The following is a 22,674-nucleotide window of genomic DNA, read 5'->3' as shown; positions in this document are numbered from 1 at the left end:
TCTTAATTCTTTCGAAAAGTAGAACTGTATTCTACGAAATGCAAAAAAAACCGATGAAATACACTAAATATTAACATATTTAGCCCATTTGGATCAAATTTTCGTCCAAATGGGTACTATTTTGATGTGGTATAGCTATTTGTTTTATCTCATTTATTACATTCTGTTTTAACGTCTTAAGGCAAAATGTCCTTTCACCTGGAACTCAATATTATCTTTTTTCACATCAGCTATGTACCAATAATCAGTCGCCGGTAATCGTAATCCATTGTAGTTTCCATCCCACCCATCAGAATCATAACTTAGGGTTTCTATATGCTTACCCCTACGATCAAATATTTTTACGATTGTACCTGGTAGGGTTTCGACACCTATAATATGCCAGGTGTCAAAATCTCCATCGTTATTTGGTGTGAAAAATTTTGGTACATCAATAACAAGAACTTCTTTAGATATGTTTGCACAACCGTTGAGATCAATAATTGTTACAATGTGGTAACCAAGAGAGACATTATTGAAAACATTTGATTCCTGAGGTTCTCCATCATCCAGAATATACATATAGTCGCCAATGCCTTCAACTTCGATTGTGATACTGTTGTTTTCCGAAAAGTCTAGTATCTCAGTGAAGACTATTGTTGCCTGTTCTGATTCAATAACTGAAAAATACGCAGTAGACTGACATCCAAATGGTGTTGTAATTGTAACGGAATAATCTCCAATTTCTTCAATTATTACCGAAGGGGTGGTTTCTCCTGAAGACCATAAATACGTGTCATTACTGTTTCCTGTATTTGCGTCTACCTGGAGAGGTAAATTTTCTCTACATATAACCTGATCTGTGATATTAGTAATAGGTCTTGGAGGATGAATTTCTATTTCAAATTCAGTTATGCTATAACATAAGGTAAATACATTTTCAATTCTGGCGTAAATAATGTCGCCATCTTGCGCATAATGCATCTCTTCAAGCATGTTGTTACCCAATAGAGCGTCATTTTCCGATCTATAATAGGTTACAAGAAGGTTATCTCCATTTTGATTACCAATTACGAACTCTGTTTGATTACCAAGATTGAATAAGCTCTGCCCATCTTGATCATCATCACAATCTTCCATCATTGGTGGTTGAAAGGCAACAGGTACCTCATTAATTACAACATTTACTTCTGTAATAATACTACACTGGGTAGAAAGGAATTTTACATTAGCAAAAATTTGGAAGTTATTAGTTTGATAATTGTAGTTTGTTGGAAGGCTGTTAATTTCATTTTCAGCATCTGATTGATTCAAAAAGTAATTTACCAATACATCAGGACCACTTTCAACTAAAATATTATTTGTAATATCTGATAATAGAATCGTATTAGAAGGATTTTGACATAGATCGACCTGATCAAAATCAGTAATTAGCGGTGGTGAATTGATTTCAATTTCCAAAGGAACTACACTGTAACAGTTGGCATCTGTATTTTCAACCTTTATAAATACTGTTTGAGGGTTACTAAAGTTAGTATATGAAGTTGGATTTATAATAACCCCAGTGTTATCCTCAAGGTTTTCGATAGATTCAAAATAACTAATCGAGTTATTTCCAGTTGTTGAAGACAAAATGTCTGATTCGAAGATTGTAAGATCGATTGCCAAGGTTTCATCATAATCTGTATCACAAACCACAATTGGTGATGGTGTCTCAGGGTGTGGATGTATGATTACTTCAAAATTTACAATACTAAAGCAACCAGTATCCCTATTCTCCACCCTGGCAAAAAACATCTCTATATGATTAGCATTGACTAAATCGGGTAAGGGATTTGTGCCCGATTCTGCATCACTCGATGTTTTATAATAGCTTACAGCAAAATCATCTGAACTTAAACCATTTAGGATTTCAGAATCATGGTTTGAAATAAATATACCTTCAATACCATTGTTAGTGCTGTCATCACATACCTCAAATGGATTTGGGTTAATTACCTGTGGGTTTTCATTCACTATTATGGTTATTGGCTGAATAAAATAACATTGCGTCTGAAGGTATTTAACTCTGGCGTACACGATGTCATTTGTGGTATTATATGTGTAATTAGTATTTAGTACATTGGTTTCTTGCTCAGCATCTACTTGAGATTGGTAGTAACTAATGATAATACCATTAGAATCATTGACAAGAACTGAACTGATGTCTGAAAGAAGAAATGAGTTTGTTTCATTTTCGCAAATCTCATATGCGCTTATTTGATTTAGCACTGGTGGTAAATCTATTTGGATCTGCATCGGTACAACAGAACTGCAATTCGCATCTAGGTTTGAAACCTTAATGTATACCGTTTGAGGGTTAGAAAAATTAGTGTAAGTATCAGGATTACTAATTGGAGCCGAATTGTCTTCCAATGCCTGAAGTGACTCATAATAAGTGAAATTTAAATTTCCAGTGGTAGTAGACGCTATGTCCGCTTCTTTAACAGTTAAGTCAAGCGCTGTAATGCCGTCATAATCATTATCACAACCCATTAATGGTTCAGAAAGTGTAGGGTGTGGTCTAACTATAATCTCAAAACTTCCAATATTGAAGCAACTGGTTACATTATTTTCAACTCGTACATATATTATCTCATTATGCGTCGCATTATAAATGTTATTTAAAGGAGCAATACCATTAATTGCATTTTGTTCTGACTGGTAATAATAAACTGAAAATTGATTTGGATTCTGAGCTCCCAAGATGGCAGAATTTTGACTCAAGAGATCAACTATTTCAGAGGCATTATTTGATTCATCATCACATGTTTGAAGCGGTGGGGCCTGATTTACAATTGGATTTGGGTTTACAACCAATTGAAATTCATAGGTAGCCGCACAACCAGTTGATTCATACATCACTCTGGCAAAGATGGTATCATTATTTGATTGGTAAGTATAGTCAAGACTTAAATCGTTAGTACCATTTTGAGCATCAATTAAACTGCTATGGTAGGAGTATGATATGTTATTAGCTTCATCTGTAATGATGCTATTGACGGTTCCTAAATTGAAAGAGTTTTGTGGGTTGTCACAAATTTCAATTGTTTCAAATTCATTAATGACTGGAGGTACATCCACAAATAAGTTTATGGGGACTATAACAAAACAGTTACTTACCGTATTATTGATTCTGATGTAAACAGTCTGTGGATTCGAAGTATTACTATAATTTTCAGGATCAAAAATGATATCATCATCATTTTCTGCATCTTCATAGGATTCATGATAGCTAATAGCAATGTTATCTTGTCTAACATCTAAAATTTCTATTTCCGATTCTGTTAAATCCCAGGAAACAAGACCGTCATAGTCACTATCACATTGATTAAGGTTGATCTCAGTTTGAGTCACTTGGGGAACCTGTATTACATTGATTTCAAAATTCGTAATGGTATAACAAGCCGTACCATTAGTAATCCTAACATAGATTTGTTGAGGGTTTGATGTGTTTACGTAGTTTAAGGGAAGAGGTGCGTTACCATTTTCCGCTCCATTAAGAGTGCTATGAAATGTTACACTTAAATTATCATTAATGCCATTTTCAATTTCAGTGACTTTTGAATTAAAGTCAAAAGTGCTAATCCCATCATTTGAGATATCATCACAAATAAAAATATTGGATGGTATATTGTAATTAGGTGTGGCTCCAACTTCAATATTAAATGACGTCGTGACATAGCAATTGATATCATCGTCGTTTTCGATTCGCACATATATTGTCTGAGGGTTCGAAATATTCTGATAAGGATTGTTTTTGTCGATAGAATTTATTCGGTTATCAGCATCGAATTCTGATGTAAAGTATAGGACTTCTTTACCATTTTGACCATTTCTAATCTCATCATCCTTGGTGCTGAATACAAAATTACCTACACCTGTATTCAAATTATTACAGACGATATAATCGTCAATAGGAGAGGCAATTGGAATCGTGTTGACTCTAATTCTGAATTCGGCAATATTGTAACATCCGTTAGTTACACTTTCAACCCTGGCGAAGAAACGTCTTCCATTAGTTGAAAAGTTGGTAGGATTTGTTATGGCATTCACATCATTCTCTGCAGCATTTCTGAAAAGAAAAAAGTCGATATCCAGATTAGTAGTATTTGATGTAATTAAGGGTATATAATCTTCAAGATTAACTGTTACGATACCATCTTGATCCATATCGCAAATGTACTGGTCACTTAAGTTGTTGGCAGTGGGCGACGGAATAACTGATATGTTAAACGAGTTAACCGAGGTACAACCTGTTAGATCTTCGGTGACGCCATAATATATGGTTTGAGGGTTAGCAATATTATCATAAAAATTTCCGAGACTGTTGGCATTATTTAAGGCGTCTGTTTCAGTTTCATAATATTCAACAGAAAAGCCAAAGGCCCCATTTAAAATGGCGTCGTCAAATTGTCGAAGTTCAATTGATGTATAACCGTCCTGGTCGTCGTCACAGTATTCGACGTTTCCTATGGAAGGAAACTCTGTAATAGGTGTTAATATGAGATCAATATCCTCCAGAATAAGGCAGTCTGTACTTTGTATTCTAACCCAAAGTGTTTGTGGACTTGATGTTGGAAAAAACGGAATTGTTGGATCAAGAGCATTGCTATTTGTATCTCGATCAATTTCACTTAGGTGAAAGCTGATTGATACATCTGGAATACCATTGATTATTTGTAGAGCAATATCATTGAGATTGAAAGCCTCGGAACCGTCGTTATCAATATCACATTGACTAAATTCATCCGTAACTGTCTCAGTTAGTAAAAGATTAGTGTGTATCTCAATTTCTCTAACAATAAAACAGCCAGTAGCATCGTCTTCCACTCGAACATAAATCACTTGTTCATTGGCGATAATGTTCATGTAAACTGAAGGGTCAGTTATAGGGTTGGTATTTGTAAATGCTTCTGAATAACTTTCATGAAAGGTTAGAGTGACACCCGCCAAACCATTTAAAATATCATTGGTGACAGAGGTTAAATCAAATATTGCGTAACCATCGAAATCTGCGTCACAAGCATCAATAAAAATAGGATCAAGATTAATATCTGGAACCGGTGTAACCCTAATGATTAATGATGTATTGTCATAACAACCTGTGACAGTATTTTCCAAACGAATGTAAATCTCTTCATTAGGGGAATTATTGACATATGGCATTGCTATTGGATTGTTTCCAGTATTAGCATCCGAAGGAGTATAGTGATAACTTACTACAGTATTGGGTTGACCATTGGCAATCTGATTGTTTAATGTACTTAAGTCAATTTCAGTTACTCCATCGGCGTCATTATCACAGATATCTATCTCGCTTGGCGCATTGGCCACGGGAGGACTATTAACGACAAGTTGAAAGCTTGAAAAAGCTAAACAACCATTGTCTGTATCCTCAATTCTTACAAATATTAATTGCGGGTTAGAGGTATTTTGTATTTGGCCATTGATGGCATTAGTATTACTTATGGCTTCTGCATTGGAGTAATGATAGGAAATAGCATAATTGCCAGCTGGCACAGCGTCTAATACCTCAGAATTATGTTGCGTTAAATCAAAAAACTCAAGCCCGTCATTACTAGGGTCATCACAAACATTAAAGTCTGGAATCTGCTCTGCGGGCTGAGTGGCACTTAGATTCACGTTAATACTGTCTTCAATAGGACATAGTGAACCAGAAACGGGAATTTCAACAACCACCTTGTAATTACCAGATTGTGTAACGTTTATAGAGGGTTGGTTAGCACCTGGAATCAATACATTATTTAAGTACCAAGAATATATGCCATTGCTATTTTGCAGGTCAGCTGTAAGATCAACATTGCTGGCACATGTTGTAATATCTTCTCCAAGGTCAACGGTAGCGTTAAAACTCTTTCCTTCGATGAAAACCGCAGAATCATAATTTTCATCTGTTTGATCGGCAATTACTAGTTTTATAGTGTACTGAATATTAGGTGTCACCACCGCGGTAGCAGTAAGGACTTCAGTTCGACCATTGAAGTTGGTGTCTCCCAGATTATAACCATCAAAATACTGATCATTTTGTGCGCCACAGAATCCAACAATTTCATCATGAACCGTATTGGTATTCACTGGTATTGTGGTACCTGGAACCAATGCAATATTTTGCCATGGGTTATTGGTTCCTGCTTCGCGAATTAAGAAGGCAAAACCATCGGAATATAAACAAGGGAAATTTGCAAAATACTCCTCAGAGGCCAGAATATAATTGAATTGAATTTGATTTGTAACTGAGACAAAATCGAATTGGATAGCAGTTGCGTTAATCAGGTTATTTATACCAGTTACGTTTTCAAGGTCGGTGTCAGTGCCCCAATTAGTCTCTCCTTCGTTTAGGATTTCGCCATTTGGAACATTACCCCCTGATCTAACATTACCTGTTGATAGTACAATTCCATTTTCGAATGGGAAATTAGAACCGCCTCTCTCAAAATAACCGTAAGAAGCAAAACCATTGACATTTCCATTTACTGGTGAACTTATATTGGATATTTCAACACATCCTTCTATAAGATTTTCTTCGATTAACTGTTGTGCATTAAAGGAGTCAACAATGGACACTTGTTGTCCGAAGGCAGGGATAACCCATAACACCAATATTTGCACAAGCCATGCAATCCTTTTCATTGTAAGTAGGTTAAGTTTATGCTCTTTTATTGGTCTGTGATTATGTTGGGGCAGAATCACATACCGTTATTAAGAGATGCCCAAAATATTAAAAATAAGTTTAAAAGCAATAAAAATGCGATAAAAAGACAATAATATTAACATATTTAGTAATTTACGTACACCCAGCCTGCTATTGGTCGATATTCTGGATCCTTAAGATTAAGTACGTAATAATAAGTTCCAACTGGAACTCTATTACCTTGATTAGTAATGCCTTGATTGGCAAATCCATCCCATTTGATGTTGTTGTCTCCTTTAAACACCAGGGTGCCATTTCGATTATAAATCAAAAGTTCGTGATTGACAAAAACGTCGTATAAACCACTGATATTAAAGAAGTCATTGAGTTGATCAGAATTTGGAGAGAACCCTTCAGGAATTTCTGGAGGACAATTTTCAACAACTAGACGAAATGCAAATAATTCATAACAAGGGGGGGATTCTACGCGCATTATGATGAGTTGTGGATTGCTTTCATTTTCGTAATTGAAAGGGTTCTCAATCATATTTTCTCCCAATCTGGCGTCGTTTTCAGACTTATAAAAACTGATGTCTTCAATCGCGACATCTATGTCTTCAGGGATAGCCTCATACAGATTATAAAGACTTATTTCAAACCCCAAATTACAACCCAATAAATCTTCAAGTAATACTGTATCGGGAATTTCCAAAAGCTCAAATAACTTTGAATCGGTGTTGTTGTCTTCATTTATTTCAGTTACAATACCGGTTCCATTTCCAATATCGTCAACCATTACATCTATTTCAATTTGTGTTTCTTCACCAGGAATTATTAGTGATATCGAACTACTAATACTGCCGCCAATTGGAATGGAATCGTCGGTTTGGGTTTGTCCTACCAGTTCATTTTCGTAATAAAAAGAAATGGGAACATCAATAGGTAAAACATCTGTGCTATTTAAATTGTACACCGTATAGTCCAGAGTAATAGTTCTGTCTCCACAAAGTATATCGGTATTATCAAGTGAGATAGTTGCATCGGGTAATTGACTGTTTAAAACAGTTATGATAGAGTTGACCATCACAAAATCTTGTCCAGATGTTAAACTAATATTCGCAGATGAATCACCAATGCTGATATTGTCCTGAATACTATAAACATCTAAATCCATGTTATAAAGTAAACTGGAATTTGTAAAAGAATTGGTTCCGTTAAAGGCATTATCTGCTGGATTAAGTGGAAGATTGCTCAAGACCGTATTGTTAATAGCTAATTGTTCGGTCACAGCAAGAGCAGAGTCTCCCTCCCAAGCAATAAAGCCGATTTTAGCATTTTCATTGTCTAAAACATTTAAATTATCCAGAGTTATGTTAAGCTCTGAGGGGACACTTTCTAAACCGTCATAAATATTAACCTGATTAAGCGGTAAATCAGGATTTTCAAAAACAATTGCAATGGCCCATCCCGCAAAGTTTGTACCGGTAGGGCAATAGGGGCCAATGACATCGGTTAGATCAAGGTTAGAAAGTGAAAATGTCGATTGGCTTTCCTCTTTTACAAGATCTGTTACATCTGCAAATGCAGCGAAAAATATCCGATTGCTATCTAAGGCGTCACTAAATGTCCGTTCAGCCACAATAGTCGAATCATTTAGTGTCACTTCAAAATCTCCGGGACCAGATCCAGCCCAATAAAGGTAGGCTGCTACAATAGTTTCATTATCATTCAAGTTTAGTTCTGCCGAGCTACTTGTTAGAATATCACAAACTGAAAGAGGGCCATTTTCTTCGATGTTCATGGTATTTCCAATGGCTGTATAATCGTACCTCCCATTAAATTGTTGATAAAGGGTAACCTCCTGAGATAGTCCTTTGTGACAAGGGAATAGACAGAATATAATACAGAAGAAATAAAACAGATTCTTCATAGGATCTAATATGACTCTAAAATAAAGAATCTACCGTCTCAAGGCAAAATGTCCTCTCAGGGTTTCTCCGTTATTTAATACGGCTTTAAACCAATAATCAGACTCCGGCATGCGGCTCCCTTCGTAAGTGCCATCCCAGCCACTAGAATTTGGAAGTACAATGTGGATTAATTTTCCATACCGGTCGTAAATATAGATGGTGCCAGTGAAATTTATCCTGGAGCTTAAATTCTTCACTTTCCAGGTATCATTAACACCATCTCCATTAGGTGAAAAATATTTAGGAAAACCAGATACAGATACCAACTCTTCGCTGATTCCACAACCATTTTTATCTCTAATTCTTACGTTATATATCCCAACGGGGAGGTTATTGAAAATAGGATTTTCTGTAAACGCATCAATACCATCAATTGAATACTCGTATTCACCATCTCCGGATACTAAGACCTCTATGCTATTGTCGGTTCCTAAATCATTTATGATGATATCTTCAATGATTGGGTTTGAGGATGGTATGACTGTTATGGTTCGTTCAATTGGGCAATCAGTTCCATTGGATATTTGCACACTATATTCACCAGGCTGATTTATACTTATTGTTGGAGAGGTTGCACCTGTGTTCCATTGGTACTGGAATTCACTAATTTGTGCGTTGCTGAGACCTGTGTTAAGCTCTATTGGATTAGGAAAAATATCTTGGCAATAAATAAGTTCAACATTCAATGGAATATCTGGAGGACCTTCTATTAATAGTTCAACTTCTATGATGCCTTCACAATTTCCACCCGAGTCGACACGAGCATATACGATCTGATTAAATGCTGTTATGTTGGCGTAGGGAGAAACCAATTCTAATTCGTCTATTTGAGCATTTTCAAGTGTTTCATGAAACGTAACTCTATAATCACTACTGAAATTATCTAAAATTTGAGGTATCGTACTGTCAAGATCAAACGTGGAAAATCCATCAAATTCCCCTTCGGAATCGCAGTTTTTTAATACTATTTCTCGTCCTCCGTCACTTGGACTAACCACCAACTCAAGAGCGGCAATAGAAAAACATCCATCATCAACATTACTTACTGCAGCATAGATGGTTTGAGGATTTATGCGATTTCTAAAATCGTTCTGATCAAGCTCATTAATATTTTCTTGGGCCTCTTCAAGTGTTTCGTAGAACCTAACATTGACCTCTCGAGAATCCAAAACAAAGAGATCAATATATTTGTTTAACCTGAATGATGCTAGTCCATCATTTTCACTACCGTCACATTGATATGCTGTAGCATCTGTTACCTCAGGGGCATCGCTAGACTCAATTACCTCTGCATAACCAACATAACTACAATCATTGGAGTTAAATGACACTTCAACTCTATAATCACCTTCTACTGTTACCTCCAAGGAACTGGTATCACTATTTGTAATAAGGACATCATCTTTATACCATTTGTAAATAGCATCACTATCATCAGGTGCTGTAAGCATTGCAGATGACGCTCCACAGATAAATGCTTTACATTTGTCTAATGTGTTATTAGTGATTGTTATTAATTGGCTAAACCATTGCGGATTGTATTGAGGTAGGGTATTAGTAGCAATAACAGTTGAATCATCCCCAAAATTTAAAGCAAGCCCAAATTCATCATATACAAGATCTTCAAAATTTGCAGAAGGATTCTCAATGACACCAAGGGTATAATTGAATTCAGTTGCTTCTATAAGGTTTAACAACTCTCTGACATGATATATTTGTCCATTTGGTGCTAGCTGTATTGAACCCCCTCCAATGTATTCAAGTGTTTCATAAACAAGTTCACTTGAGGCATTAATACTAGAAATACTGGAATTCCATCGCCAAATTCTTGGGTTTCGTTCATAGCCCGAATCTGAATCTCGTTCAGTAGTTGCGTAAAGATATTTTCCGTCTTGTGAAAATTCAACACTAATTGCAAAATAATCTACAAGATCAAATCCAATTAACTCTGGTGGTATAGTTAAATTTATTGGGTTTGAAATAACACCTGTATTTGGATTTAGATCATAAATATAGAGACCCTTTGGGGAGCTATCAGTTATAACAGTGCTCTCAGCATTTGAATAGGTCATGGCTATCTTGTCGCCTGTTGGTGACACTTTCAAATCTGAAATGGGCGGTACAGAGTTTCCAAAAGCATAAAAACTCATAGGTACCTCTGGTATAGATGTTGAAACAACTGGATTAGAATCCACGCCATTTTCATCTAATTTAAAGGCATAAAACCGATCGAGAAAATGAGTAATGATCCAGTAAAATGAGCAGTCTTCTGATTTGACTGCGGTCAATTTTGAAGAGCACTTATAGGTGCTTTCTTCTGTATTATTGCTATTGTATGTAATTAGAGGTATTCTTTTTTGGGTAGCAATAATATCACCGTCTTGATTATTTAAATTTTTATCAATAACCGAGTATTCCATTCCATTTGAAGTAGTAGAACTCAGATCTATAGTAAAAATGTAATACAGATTCTCATCACCCGGTTTTGGGAGTATTAATGAGTTTCCATTTCCCGATAAACCACCGCCATTAGGAAGAGCAACATGGTTGCTATCATAAACGGTTAGCCCATTTGAATAAAATAAAAGGTTTCCAAATTCATCTGAGATGGAACTGTTGTTACTATCTAAATTAGTTGATGATGACTGGCCATCAAATAAAGGTGTTGCAGCACCCGTACACTGATCAAAATAGATACCTCCGTTATTATTGAAATAGAAAAATGCACCCTCATTTTGAGAATAGGATATGAGCGTTAGCCCAAGAAACAGGAATGTTAGGGTCTTTTTCATCATTGCAATAGATGTCTAAGATACCACTATATCTATTTTTCTACAAATTGCAGTAGGTCAGGGGCTTATTTCGCTAGCGTTTTAAAGAAAAATGGCTAGTGAATGATCTGCCATCTCCTAAAGTAGCAGTAAACCAGTAATCACTGGCTGGAAGCTTGGAACCGTTGTAATCTCCAGTCCATCCAGGACCACTTGGATCCAAGCTAATAATCAATTTACCATATCGGTCGAAAATATTTATGTTCCCTTCCAATTGGTTCCGTGAACTGAGTCCTTTTATTTGCCAAACATCGTTTACGCCGTCACCATTAGGTGAAAAGAATTTCGGAAATCCAATTACAGAAATATCCTGATCGATGACTCCACAGCCGTTTTTATCTCGCACATACAGTGTATATAAATCAGGTGGTAAATTGCTGAAAAAAGGCTCATCCTGATATGGTCCTTCAATTGAAGTCAATGAGAATTCATAGTCTCCCTCACCACTTACGCTAAAGGAAATACTATTGTTTTCAGATACATCTGTCACCTGAATATTCTCAATAGTGGCTGTATTTGATGGAGCAACTATTATGGTACGTCTCTTAGAGCAGCCTAAGGTGTTGAACACATCTACCGTATAGGTTCCCGCCTGGTTTATTTGAATTTCAGAAGTAATTTCACCTGTTGACCATTCATACAAGTAAGTACTAGGTAAATCATCGATAACACCTCCGGTTAGGGTTATGGTATCTGGGAATTCATTTAAACAGTAGACAGTTTCAAATTCGGTCTCAATATTGGGAAGCGTTAAGACCATTAATTCCAATTCACTAATTCCGTAGCAGGCATTGGCATTTTCAACTCTAGCAAACACGATATCATTATACGCGAGGGTATTTGTATAGTTAATTGGTAGCACATTTGATTCTAATAAAGCATCCTCATAAGTAGCATAATAGTCAATATTTAACCCAGTTGGGAGTCCTTCTAGAACCTGATCATTTGCTAAGGAGAGATCGAATTCGATGAAACCGTCTTCTACATCATCACTATCGCACAACTCTAATAGCGCATCATTAGCGCTTGTACTGCTAACTTCAAGTAAAAGTTCCCCGAAGTTACTACAGCCAGTTACGGTATTAGTAACTCTTGTTATAACGATTTGTAAAGGAGAAACATTCAAGTAATTAGTTCCATCAATAGGGTCGATATCCTGTACAGCATCGCTTAGATCCTCGTAAAAGTTTACCTGTCTATTGGGCTGATTGTCTGATATATCGGCAGCAACTTCAGTGAGGTTAAACTGTGTGATACCATTAGGGTTACCATCTTCATCACATTGAAAAATAGAAACATCAATCACAACAGGTGCGGGGTTAATAATGATGGACAGTTCAGCAACCTCATAGCATGAGGTGAAATCGCTGTTCTCTGCACGCACATAAATTGTTTCTGTATTGGGTGAGGTATTGGTATAATTTAATGGCAGCGGATTTAGATCTTGTTCAGCTTCATTTTGCGAACCATGAAAACTAACATCTACATCAAATCCCGGTTGATCACGATTAATCTCCTCTATAAAGAGGTTTAGGTCAATATTGGCAATACCGTCTGAGATATCTCCAAAATCATCACAGACTTCAAATTCCAGATTATTTAAAACGGGAGTTCCAAAAACACTAATCTCAAAACTTGTTATATCAAAACAGCCAGGATTACCAATATTATCAATTCTGGCATAAATAGTCTGCTGGCTTTGAGAGTTTACAAAGGGGAGGGTGATTTGATTTAAGCCGGTAATGGCGTTTTGTTCTGATCCAAAGTAAGACACTTGGAATGTGTCTGGATCCTGACTGCCCAAGATTTCTATAGATTGAGTTATGAAATCAAAACTTACTTGTCCATCATTATCATCATCACAAACAAAAATATCATTTGTAGAATTTGCAATTGGTATTTCAAAAACGCCAACTATCGCTGTACCTTCAATTGGACATTCACCATTATTTGGTTCAATAAACAACTCATACAAACCTGGTTCATCAACTTCTAATTCAAAACTAGTTTCTGCTAGGGTAGCCCCATCCTTAAACCAAACATAATCAGCACCAGAAATTTCATTGGCAGATAAGACGTATGAGTCTCCTTCACAAAGCCTTAGTTCAGTTGAACTCTCGCCATTTCTAATGATATCGATTTGGGAGTTGAATAATGATTGAATAAATGGGGGTAGACCGATTCTTGAAAGATTCTGAAAATTATTATTTACATCCAACAAGATACCCTGTTCATTGTAAATAACAGAAGAACCTGGAGCTTCAGGATTTTCAATTACCCCAAGATATCTGGCATTTTGAAAATTATTAAAATTGAGCTGTGCCCGATATATTTTTTTGTTAATCGCAAGTTGCAATGCACCAGCACTGATGGTATTTGAGGTATGTACTATGACGCCTGATTCAGGAATATTTCCTGACTCTAGATCCCACTGCCAAATTTCGCTGGTCCCGCCACCACTTGCTCCCTGACCGACACTGGCATATACTTTTCTAGATTCTGCAGAGAACTCTACACCATAAGGACTTGAATTATTTTGAGGGGAATAGAGTTCGATACTGTTAGATACGGTTCCTGTATCGTTATCAAAGTCAAAAAGGTAGACACCACCGCCTGCATTACCTGAAAATTCTGTTGCAAATCCAAAGTGAGCTGCTACTAATTTAGTGCCATCTGGTGATGCTTTTAAATACCCTAAGGCATTTCTTCTGTAGCCTTCAACAGGAACCTCAGGACCAACTTTTGATGTTACAGCGGTTGTTGACACTCCATTTTCATCAATTTTAAAAGCATAAAATGTATCAACAAAATGGCTGATAACCCAGAACGATGAACAATCATCAGCACGCACTGCGGTAATCTTTTCTGACGATTTAAATTCTACCTGCAATGGATTGCTGGTATCGTATGTGACTAAGGGAACATTTTTTTCATCCGAATCGACTGCCCCAAGCCCTCCATCATCATTAATATTTATTCTGGAATACATGAGACCATTGTTAACGCCATCTCCATCTGAATTATTTGGAAACGCTGAAGAATTGTTATGATGAGGCTCATCGACTGTGAAGAGGTAATAGAAATTTGGATCTTGAGGTTTCGGAACGATAAGACCTGAAGACGTACTGGATTCATCTCCTTTTAACCCAGTACCATTTTGCATTACCTGATGGTTTCTGTTCCAGATGGTGCTACCATCAGAATAGAACAGTAAGCCTCCATCTCTATCTGAAATGCTTGTACAACCCTCAAGTGTATTCAAGCTACCATCTGTGAGGGCAGTTACTGTATTTCTTTCAAAGTCAAATTGTACACCAGCATTTTGCCCAAAATACCAATACGACGCTTCCTTTTGGGCAAAGGCAAAGGAGCACAGCACCAATAAAAATGAGGCTAATAGGTAATTCTTCATATTTCGATAGCGAAAGCTATCAAAGATATTACAAATCGCGCTTTTTTAATAAACGATAGGATAAAAAGATAAAAAGGGCCGTCCAACCTAAAACAACAGCAATTTCATACCAGTGCACAGCATAATCGTATACCAATTCGGTTTTCTCAGGGAACTTGGTCATTACTATACGTTGAATTGGTTGATCTATTAATTTATACATGGATTCTAATGGAAGGAAGTTTTTAACGGCAAAAGCATCATCTGAATTACCAAATGCTTCATAAGCACCCCAAAAGAACAACCATTCAAAGATGTAAAGCACCACCAAAAACGCTAACGCAAAAGCAGAGCGTTTTACAAGCATTCCAAAGAACAGACATAAACTAAAGAACCCTACGAGTTTTACAAAATATGCTAACAAGAATTCAACTTCCCTTATAATAATGCTAGCCTCTGTATAACTACTATAGTACAAACCAATTAAAAAAGTGGCTGTTCCAATTAATATAGTTGCAGCCAAGGAGAAAAATACGATTGTATAAAATTTTGAAAGGATAAACTCCTTTTTGCTCAGGCCATCAATAAGATTCTGCTTCAGCGTCTTATTACTGTATTCATTCCCAATCATACTCACCACTACAATGGCAAAAAAGAACTTAAAATAGGACGCAAAGAAGGTAGTAATATGCCAAATAATAGGAAAATTGAAAATCCCTAACTCTCCTAATTCTAAGGTGAAAAAACCAAAAAAGTTAATCTTTATAGAGGATAAAACCAATACCGTAAATGGTAAAATAAATGATATAAAAATAAGAACCCTGCTGGTCCGATTTAACCAAAGTTTCTGAAGTTCTAATTGAATAAGTCTAATCATGATTGGTTTGTTTTTGATTGATGGTTTAGTTAAGGTTGTCTGTTAATTGCAAGAATTGTTCTTCTAAACTTTCTTTTCTCTTAACTAGGTGGGACAATACAATGTTATTGTCGAACATTAGTTGGTTAAATTCTTGAGCTGAAAAAGGCTCGTTTAAAAATGCTGTAATTAAATCTCCTTCAGTTTTAACCTTGCCAAAGCGTGCGTCCGATTCCAGAAATGCAATCATGTCTGCAGAATGTTCACTTTTTAATTCAAAAAATCCGTGGCTACTAATCATTTCATCTACACGACCAGAGTATAACTTTTCACCCTTGCGAAGAACCACTACATGGCTGCAGACTTTTTCAACTTCATCGAGTAGGTGAGAGGCCAATAAAATAGTTGTACCCTGACTTGCAATTTCCTTAATGATTTGTCTAATCTGATGGATTCCTTGGGGGTCCAATCCATTCGTGGGTTCATCAAGAATAAGAATTTCAGGGTCGTTCAAAAGTGCTGAGGCAATTGCGAGGCGCTGCTTCATACCTAAAGAGTAAGTCTTAAATTTACTATCCTTGCGATCCAAAAGTCCTACGACTTCTAACTTTTCAATGATTTTATCTTCACTGACACCTTTAATTTTACAGACCAACTTTAAATTTTGTTCTGCCGACATGTATGGATAAAAATTGGGTCGCTCAATAATGGCGCCTACTTTTTTTAGTGCTTCATGGGTATTGATAGCCCCGTCAAACCAGTGGAAATCACCAGAGGTTTTATTAACGACGTTAAGTACTATACCTAATGTGGTGGATTTACCGCTGCCATTTGGCCCAAGAATACCGTAAACATTTCCCTTGTTAATGGTGAAGCTTAGATCTTTAACAGCGGTGAGGTAACCAAACTTTTTGGTTAGATTATTAATGGTGAGGATGTTTTCCAAAATCGTGAAAATTTAAAATGCCAGTAGGTACTAGCATTAATTGGTTGTTTCTGTAAGACGATTTTGGAGAATTTTTGTTACAATGAATTTTTAAAATGACCAATCTTACTAATAAAGACTGTCCAAATCTAAATCATCTAGACGGTCCATATCCAAATCATCCTCTTCTGCATCAAACGGAGCCAGACTATCTTCAGCTTTAAATTGTTTATCAGGTGCACTTTCGGGTAATTGGCCATGAACAAACATGAGGTTTGGATAATCGGTACTTGTAGCCTCCTCAACAATTTCGGCCAGTTCCACAAAAAAGGTCCACATACTTAAGAAGTCGTACACATATATTAACCTTGGGGAAGCCTCATGAACAACGGTTGTTATCTGTGTACTACCCATAGTCCTACTGGTTCCGGGTACATCTCCTAAATCAAACATAGATATTTCTTCACCTTGATTCCAATCTTCGTCACTTACATAAAACGATGCCATTTCTGTCCCATCAAAACCAAAGGACTGTGCAATGGTATTGTGTAAATCTTCAAGAGAGTCCGATTCTCTGATCTCAAAGTCTCTGAAAATATCTTCTTCGGTGTCATTGTCAAGAATGACTCTAAATCTGTAAATCATAGTCCTAAGAATGTTTTAATTGTAATTGGGCATGTTTAACTTCTAGAAATATATAAAATTGTATCCCAATCAAAATTGTAGCAATAAGCAAATGGATAGGTTGGCTACTGAATGGAAAATTAAAATAATACATGGCAATTCCTGTAATAATCTCAAGCCCTAAACACAAAATGACAAGGGTGTATTTTTTGAATCCAAGGTTGAATTTTCGATTGCGATAAAACAACCACAGATTTAAGACTAAAACCACAATTGATAATGATCGGTGTATGTAAAATACCATTGGCGCTGCAGATGTTATGTTCCAATTGAAATATCCAAAAAGTTTGTTTTGTACATCCACAAACTGTCTTACCTGAGTTCCTAGAACGATTTGGATTAAACTAAATGCTATGGCGATTACTAGGCCATTTTTAAAATTCTGATCATAAGTATAGGATTTAAATCGTTGTTTAGATAGTAAAATCAAATACAAGATTAAAGCTACAATGACCAGGGCCATTACCATATGAGTGGTGATCTTGAAGGGTGCTAGATTAGAATCTACAACAGTTTTGCCAAGCCAGGCTTGAAATCCCATTCCAAAGACCACTAAAAGTGAAAGTAGGAGAAAACGTTTTTTGTCCTTCCAAAGCCAAAGTGATAAAATGGTAAAGATTAAGATAGGCACACCAGATAAGGCTCCAAGTAGTCGGTTAATATATTCTACCCAGGTATGGACGGGATTGAATATGGCATAGTCATGTTCGGAGTAATCGTCCCAATTAGTAAGATCAATTTTTGAATTTGATGTAAAATCAGATTTCGCTACCTTCAAAGATTCATCCAAAATAATGACCACACCTTTGTTATAAACATGGTTTGGCTTAAACTGCAACTGTTCTATTTCTGTAGGTGGGATGTAATACCCAAAACATTTTGGCCAATCTGGACAACCCATACCTGAACCTGTCATTCGCACAATGGCCCCAGCCGCAATAACCAAATAGACCAGTACCAAAGCAATTTTCGCTGTTGTTCTAAATCTCTGTTTCATCAATTGAATTTGTTGCAGGAATGAGACCAAGTTCTTTTCCTTTTTTTAACATCAGCTCAAAAGCTTCCTCCCGGTCATTAGCAATCTCACCTTCAAGAATAGCTTCTTTAATATATTCCTTTATTATTCCAATTTCGCGAGAAGGTTTTAGATCAAAAGTTTTCATAATTTCTTCACCGCTAATTGGTGGTTGAAAGTTTCGTACCTGATCACGTTCTTCAACTTCTTTCATTTTAAGCCTTACCTTCTTAAAATTGTTGTGGTATTTCTTAAAACGCTTAGGGTTTTTGGTAGTGATATCAGCTTCACATAGGAGCATTAAATCTTCAAGAGTATCACCTGCATCAAAAAGTAATCTTCTCACTGCAGAATCAGTTACTGAACCTGATATGGCAATTGGTCTTGAGCTCATAGCTACCATTTTTTGAACAAATTTCATTTTATCATTTAATGGCATGCGGAGGCGTTTGAATAGTTTGTAGACCATTTGTGCACCTTTATGTTCATGGCCGTGAAAAGTCCATCCTACTTTTTTAGTGAATTTTTTGGTTGGTGCTTTCCCAATATCATGTAATAAGGCTGCCCATCGTAACCAGAGGTTATCTGTAGTCTTAGCGATATTATCTACTACTTCCAGGGTATGATAAAAATTATCCTTATGCTTTTGACCTTCTATTTCATCAATGCCTTTAAGCGCTACTAATTCTGGTAGTATCAAATCTAACAATCCCGTGCTCTCAAGTAATAAGAATCCAATAGAAGGGGTCGGTGATAACAAGATTTTATTCAATTCTGTTACAATTCGCTCCTTGCTCACAATCCTTAAACGGTCTTTATTAATTTTAATCGCCTGAAGTGCCGCAGGATCCACATGAAATTGTAATTGGCTAGCAAATCTTACAGCGCGCAGCATGCGTAAAGGATCGTCTGAAAATGTAGTTGAAGGCTCAAGCGGTGTCTTGATTAGCTTTTGATTTAAATGATTTATCCCATCAAATGGATCCAATAGGTCACCATAAGTTGCTCCATTTAAGCTTATTGCCAATGCATTAATCGTAAAATCTCGTCTATTCTGATCGTCTTTAAGAGTTCCGTTTTCGACTGCTGGATTTCTGCTGTTCTCGCTATAGCTTTCCTTACGAGCACCAACAAATTCAAGATCTAAATTATTGAGTTTGATCATGGCAGTCCCGTAAGTCTTAAAAACTTGAATTTTAGGTTGATGAGGTAAATTACGAGAGACTTCTTTTGCCAATTCTATTCCACTTCCCAGTGCCACAATATCAATATCATTGCCCTGATCTCTTTCTAAAATAAGATCTCTAACAAATCCACCAATAACATAACACTTTGTCTGAAGCACATCTGCACTGTGGCCAATGATCTTGAAAATATCGTCGCGAAGTTTGTTCTTAAGATTCATTGAAATAAGGGTGTCGCCGTTGACCTTTAGTTTTCAGTTTGCAAAGTTACGACTTAAGGAAATAATAATAGGTATTTGATGGATAATAGTCGCTACTTTATAATCCTTTCAAAGGCATTAAGATGTTATAAAAACGAATGGTTTGTTCAGTAGGCTTTACTGGATCAGATATTATTCTACATCCGATTTATACAGGGCCCTTAACTTGGCGTATTTTAAAAATGTTAGATGGGCAGTTTGAATAGAGATCATAAAGCCATTAAAACCATCGAGAAACCCTCTTCTCAAAAAATAGGCTTTAAAGAATGCCCAAGAAGGCCTAAATAGAATCTTGAAAATAGAAGCAGACTTCCCCAACTTAAAATACTCTTGAGCGGATATTGACGAAAATTTTTCAATCTTCTGATTGTGTTCACTGTATGAATCAAAAATAAAGTGCAAAAGGTCTCCTTTAATTCTGGTTTGAGTCAATTCAGGCTTTAAAACATATGTGTCATGTGGGTTAATACCTTTCCATACACCTGATCCTTTTTTAAATAAGCGTAATTTCCGGTCTGGATACCAATCGGAGTACTTAATCCATTGACCACAATACCTGTTCCTCCTATTCATATAATATCCATCATACTTCCAGTTGTCTTTCAACTCTAAAATGGACTGCTTTAATTGGTTGCTCAATGCTTCATCCCCATCTAAGGATAAAATGTAGTCATACTGTGCTTGTTCAATTGCAAAGTTCTTCTGCTCGCGATAACCTAAAAATTCCTGTCTTACTAGCTTTACACCATGTGCAGAGCATATGTCTAATGTGCCGTCTGTAGAATAAGAGTCCACAACAATAATTTCATCTGCGACCGATTTAAGAGAAGACAGGCATTTATCTAGGTGCTTTTCTTCATTATAAGTAATAATAAGGGCAGATATTTTTATTTCAGTGTCTTTTTTAGACATATTCATTTATAGTCTTAGGGTTCCTCTAATTCTTAGAAATGATATTAATAAATGTCCTAAGCTTATCATCAAATAGTTCTGGTTTAAATTCCTGATATAAACTTTGGGTTTTTGGTTTTAGTTCTTTGTATTTGGAAATGTCTTGAAAGTACTCAGATTTATAGTCTTCCAAATGGACTGCAATATCCGTCGTATCGTTTTCAAATATTGACCACTCTGATTTAGCGTTCCAAGGAGAAAAAATACTGAAAGTGGGTACTTCCAATGCTTTAGACATGTTAATAGCACCGCCTTCATTGCCAACAACGGCAGCACATTTAGAGACCAGTCCTAAAAACTCTCTTAGACTTTTTCCAAACACATTAAAATATATTTTAGACTGTGTTTTAGGCAAACACAGGTCAAATATTTCTCTTGCTTCGCCAGCCTGTTTTGGAATGTAGTTGAATAAAAATTGGATATTTGGATTATAGTCTACCACTGTATCTATGACTTTCGCAAGATAACTATAGGGATATGTTTTAAGTGGGCCACTTCCCAAAGCACTTATCATTACAATTGGATGAGAAAGACTAAGACCATTGATTTTAAGAACCTCTATGGCCTGAGCTTTCTCATCATCGGTTAAATAAATTTTTGGCTTAATATCTTCAAGATTTTTAATACCAAGTGGAGAAAGGAGTTCAAGTCTAGTTTTAATAGCTAAGTTTTCAAGAATTTGTCCTCTTTTGATTCTCCTGTCAATAGTATTGGTATAGCAAAAACGTGAATAGTACTTATCATATGAAATTCGCTTTTCAGCTCCAGACATGAGAGATATAATGTTGCTAGATAGCTTCGAGTAGGCATCTATGACTATATCATATCGGTTTTGTCTAAGTTTTTTTGCGAATCCAAATATTTTGATTTTATCTTTTTCAAGATCAGGACTAAAGAAAATGCACTTATCAATTGTCGGGTTATTCTCAACAACAGGATAAGTATGTGTATTTATTAGATAATGAAGCTCAGCATCAGGATAAGAAGTTTTTAACGCTTCAAATAGAATAGTAGATGTTAAAACATCCCCTATCATCTTTTGCTGAATAACTAAAATTTTCAATGATAAATTTTTCTGCCGTTGTATAAAGATAGAGTATTAAGTTTTACACGGCCACGTCATATTCTCTCAGGGCATCATTAAGAGAGGTCTTTTTATCGGTACTTTCTTTTCGTTTTCCAATAATTAAGGCACACGGCACATTGAATTCACCAGACTTGAACTTTTTTGTGTAGGATCCTGGAATAACTACCGATCTTGCAGGAACAACACCTTTCATTTCAACGGGCTCATCACCGGTGACATCTATAATTTTTGTACTCATAGTTAGTACCACATTGGCACCTAGAACAGCTTCTTTCTCAACTCGAACACCTTCCACAACAATGCATCTGGAACCAATAAATGCTCCATCTTCAATTATAACTGGTGCTGCTTGGAGTGGTTCCAGAACTCCACCTATACCAACTCCTCCAGAAAGGTGAACGTTTTTTCCAATCTGTGCACAACTTCCAACTGTAGCCCAGGTATCTACCATGGTCCCTTCATCAACGTAGGCTCCAATATTTACATAACTGGGCATCATAATGACCCCTTTTGAAATATAGGCACCATGTCTGGCTACTGCATGGGGTACCACCCGAATACCCTTATCAGCATAATTTCTTTTGAGTGGTATTTTATCGTGGTATTCAAAGATGCCAACTTCATAAGTTTCCATTTTTTGAATTGGAAAATATAAAACAACGGCCTTTTTTACCCATTCATTCACCTGCCATCCGTCTTCGATTGGTTCAGCAACACGTAATTCTCCACGGTCAATGAATTCAATTACTTGTTTAATGGCATCTTTGGTTAAATCATCGTTTAGTAAATCTCGATTTTCCCAGGCGTTTTCTATGGTGGTTCTTAAATTTTTCATCTTGATTTTTTT

The 22,674-nt window shown here is 36.3% G+C and carries 12 protein-coding genes; all 12 read right to left on the bottom strand.

Annotation, left to right across the window (positions count from 1 at the left end):
* Positions 1-168 precede the first annotated feature (168 nt).
* The 12 genes from DN064_RS09950 to DN064_RS09895 all read right to left on the bottom strand — a co-directional run bounded on the left by DN064_RS09950 (position 169) and on the right by DN064_RS09895 (position 22,662).
* The gene (locus DN064_RS09950; RefSeq protein ID WP_115462497.1) at positions 169-6,672 is read right to left on the bottom strand and encodes a T9SS type B sorting domain-containing protein; all 6,504 of its coding nucleotides are present in this window, start codon (positions 6,670-6,672) and stop codon (positions 169-171) included.
* A 146-nt stretch (positions 6,673-6,818) separates the two neighbouring features.
* On the bottom strand, positions 6,819-8,603 hold the full coding sequence (locus DN064_RS09945; RefSeq protein ID WP_115462496.1) for a gliding motility-associated C-terminal domain-containing protein: 1,785 nt from the start codon (positions 8,601-8,603) through the stop codon (positions 6,819-6,821).
* Between the two features lie 30 nt (positions 8,604-8,633).
* Positions 8,634-11,438 carry a T9SS type B sorting domain-containing protein gene (locus DN064_RS09940; protein WP_115462495.1) on the bottom strand — a complete coding sequence of 935 codons (2,805 nt, stop codon included), beginning with the start codon at positions 11,436-11,438 and terminating at the stop codon, positions 8,634-8,636.
* Between the two features lie 70 nt (positions 11,439-11,508).
* Positions 11,509-14,886 carry a T9SS type B sorting domain-containing protein gene (locus DN064_RS09935; RefSeq protein ID WP_115462494.1) on the bottom strand — a complete coding sequence of 1,126 codons (3,378 nt, stop codon included), beginning with the start codon at positions 14,884-14,886 and terminating at the stop codon, positions 11,509-11,511.
* A 28-nt stretch (positions 14,887-14,914) separates the two neighbouring features.
* Complete coding sequence (locus tag DN064_RS09930; protein ID WP_115462493.1) at positions 14,915-15,742, bottom strand: ABC transporter permease; 828 nt, start codon at positions 15,740-15,742, stop codon at positions 14,915-14,917.
* 25 nt (positions 15,743-15,767) lie between these two features.
* On the bottom strand, positions 15,768-16,667 hold the full coding sequence (locus DN064_RS09925; RefSeq protein ID WP_115462492.1) for an ABC transporter ATP-binding protein: 900 nt from the start codon (positions 16,665-16,667) through the stop codon (positions 15,768-15,770).
* A gap of 108 nt (positions 16,668-16,775) precedes the next feature.
* Positions 16,776-17,291, bottom strand: a complete 516-nt coding sequence (locus DN064_RS09920) for an IS1096 element passenger TnpR family protein (RefSeq protein ID WP_115462491.1) — start codon at positions 17,289-17,291, stop codon at positions 16,776-16,778.
* A gap of 4 nt (positions 17,292-17,295) precedes the next feature.
* The gene (locus tag DN064_RS09915; protein WP_115462490.1) at positions 17,296-18,327 is read right to left on the bottom strand and encodes a COX15/CtaA family protein; all 1,032 of its coding nucleotides are present in this window, start codon (positions 18,325-18,327) and stop codon (positions 17,296-17,298) included.
* Positions 18,311-19,750 carry a CCA tRNA nucleotidyltransferase gene (locus DN064_RS09910; RefSeq protein WP_115462489.1) on the bottom strand — a complete coding sequence of 480 codons (1,440 nt, stop codon included), beginning with the start codon at positions 19,748-19,750 and terminating at the stop codon, positions 18,311-18,313. Before DN064_RS09910 ends, DN064_RS09915 begins: the two co-directional genes overlap by 17 nt.
* 171 nt (positions 19,751-19,921) lie before the next feature.
* The gene (locus tag DN064_RS09905) at positions 19,922-20,701 is read right to left on the bottom strand and encodes a glycosyltransferase family 2 protein (RefSeq protein ID WP_198659434.1); all 780 of its coding nucleotides are present in this window, start codon (positions 20,699-20,701) and stop codon (positions 19,922-19,924) included.
* Positions 20,702-20,726: 25 nt separating this feature from the next.
* Complete coding sequence (locus tag DN064_RS09900; RefSeq protein ID WP_115462487.1) at positions 20,727-21,803, bottom strand: glycosyltransferase family 9 protein; 1,077 nt, start codon at positions 21,801-21,803, stop codon at positions 20,727-20,729.
* 43 nt (positions 21,804-21,846) lie between these two features.
* Positions 21,847-22,662: a 2,3,4,5-tetrahydropyridine-2,6-dicarboxylate N-succinyltransferase gene (locus DN064_RS09895; RefSeq protein ID WP_115462486.1), complete on the bottom strand. Its 816-nt coding sequence runs from the start codon at positions 22,660-22,662 to the stop codon at positions 21,847-21,849.
* Positions 22,663-22,674 lie beyond the last annotated feature (12 nt).

The sequence above is a fragment of the Winogradskyella aurantiaca genome, from assembly GCF_003362725.1.
GTDB lineage: Bacteria > Bacteroidota > Bacteroidia > Flavobacteriales > Flavobacteriaceae > Winogradskyella_A > Winogradskyella_A aurantiaca.
This window is presented reverse-complemented; position numbering and strand designations above follow the sequence as displayed.

Excerpts from the sequence above, each read along its gene's own strand:
- DN064_RS09935 (WP_115462494.1), bottom strand. The coding sequence starts at position 14,886 with ATGAAGAATTACCTATTAGCCTCATTTTTATTGGTGCTGTGCTCCTTT.
- DN064_RS09915 (WP_115462490.1), bottom strand. The coding sequence starts at position 18,327 with ATGAAACAGAGATTTAGAACAACAGCGAAAATTGCTTTGGTACTGGTC.
- DN064_RS09905 (WP_198659434.1), bottom strand. The coding sequence starts at position 20,701 with ATGTCTAAAAAAGACACTGAAATAAAAATATCTGCCCTTATTATTACT.
- DN064_RS09940 (WP_115462495.1), bottom strand. The coding sequence starts at position 11,438 with ATGATGAAAAAGACCCTAACATTCCTGTTTCTTGGGCTAACGCTCATA.
- DN064_RS09920 (WP_115462491.1), bottom strand. The coding sequence starts at position 17,291 with ATGATTTACAGATTTAGAGTCATTCTTGACAATGACACCGAAGAAGAT.
- DN064_RS09895 (WP_115462486.1), bottom strand. The coding sequence starts at position 22,662 with ATGAAAAATTTAAGAACCACCATAGAAAACGCCTGGGAAAATCGAGAT.
- DN064_RS09950 (WP_115462497.1), bottom strand. The coding sequence starts at position 6,672 with ATGAAAAGGATTGCATGGCTTGTGCAAATATTGGTGTTATGGGTTATC.
- DN064_RS09930 (WP_115462493.1), bottom strand. The coding sequence starts at position 15,742 with ATGATTAGACTTATTCAATTAGAACTTCAGAAACTTTGGTTAAATCGG.
- DN064_RS09910 (WP_115462489.1), bottom strand. The coding sequence starts at position 19,750 with ATGAATCTTAAGAACAAACTTCGCGACGATATTTTCAAGATCATTGGC.
- DN064_RS09945 (WP_115462496.1), bottom strand. The coding sequence starts at position 8,603 with ATGAAGAATCTGTTTTATTTCTTCTGTATTATATTCTGTCTATTCCCT.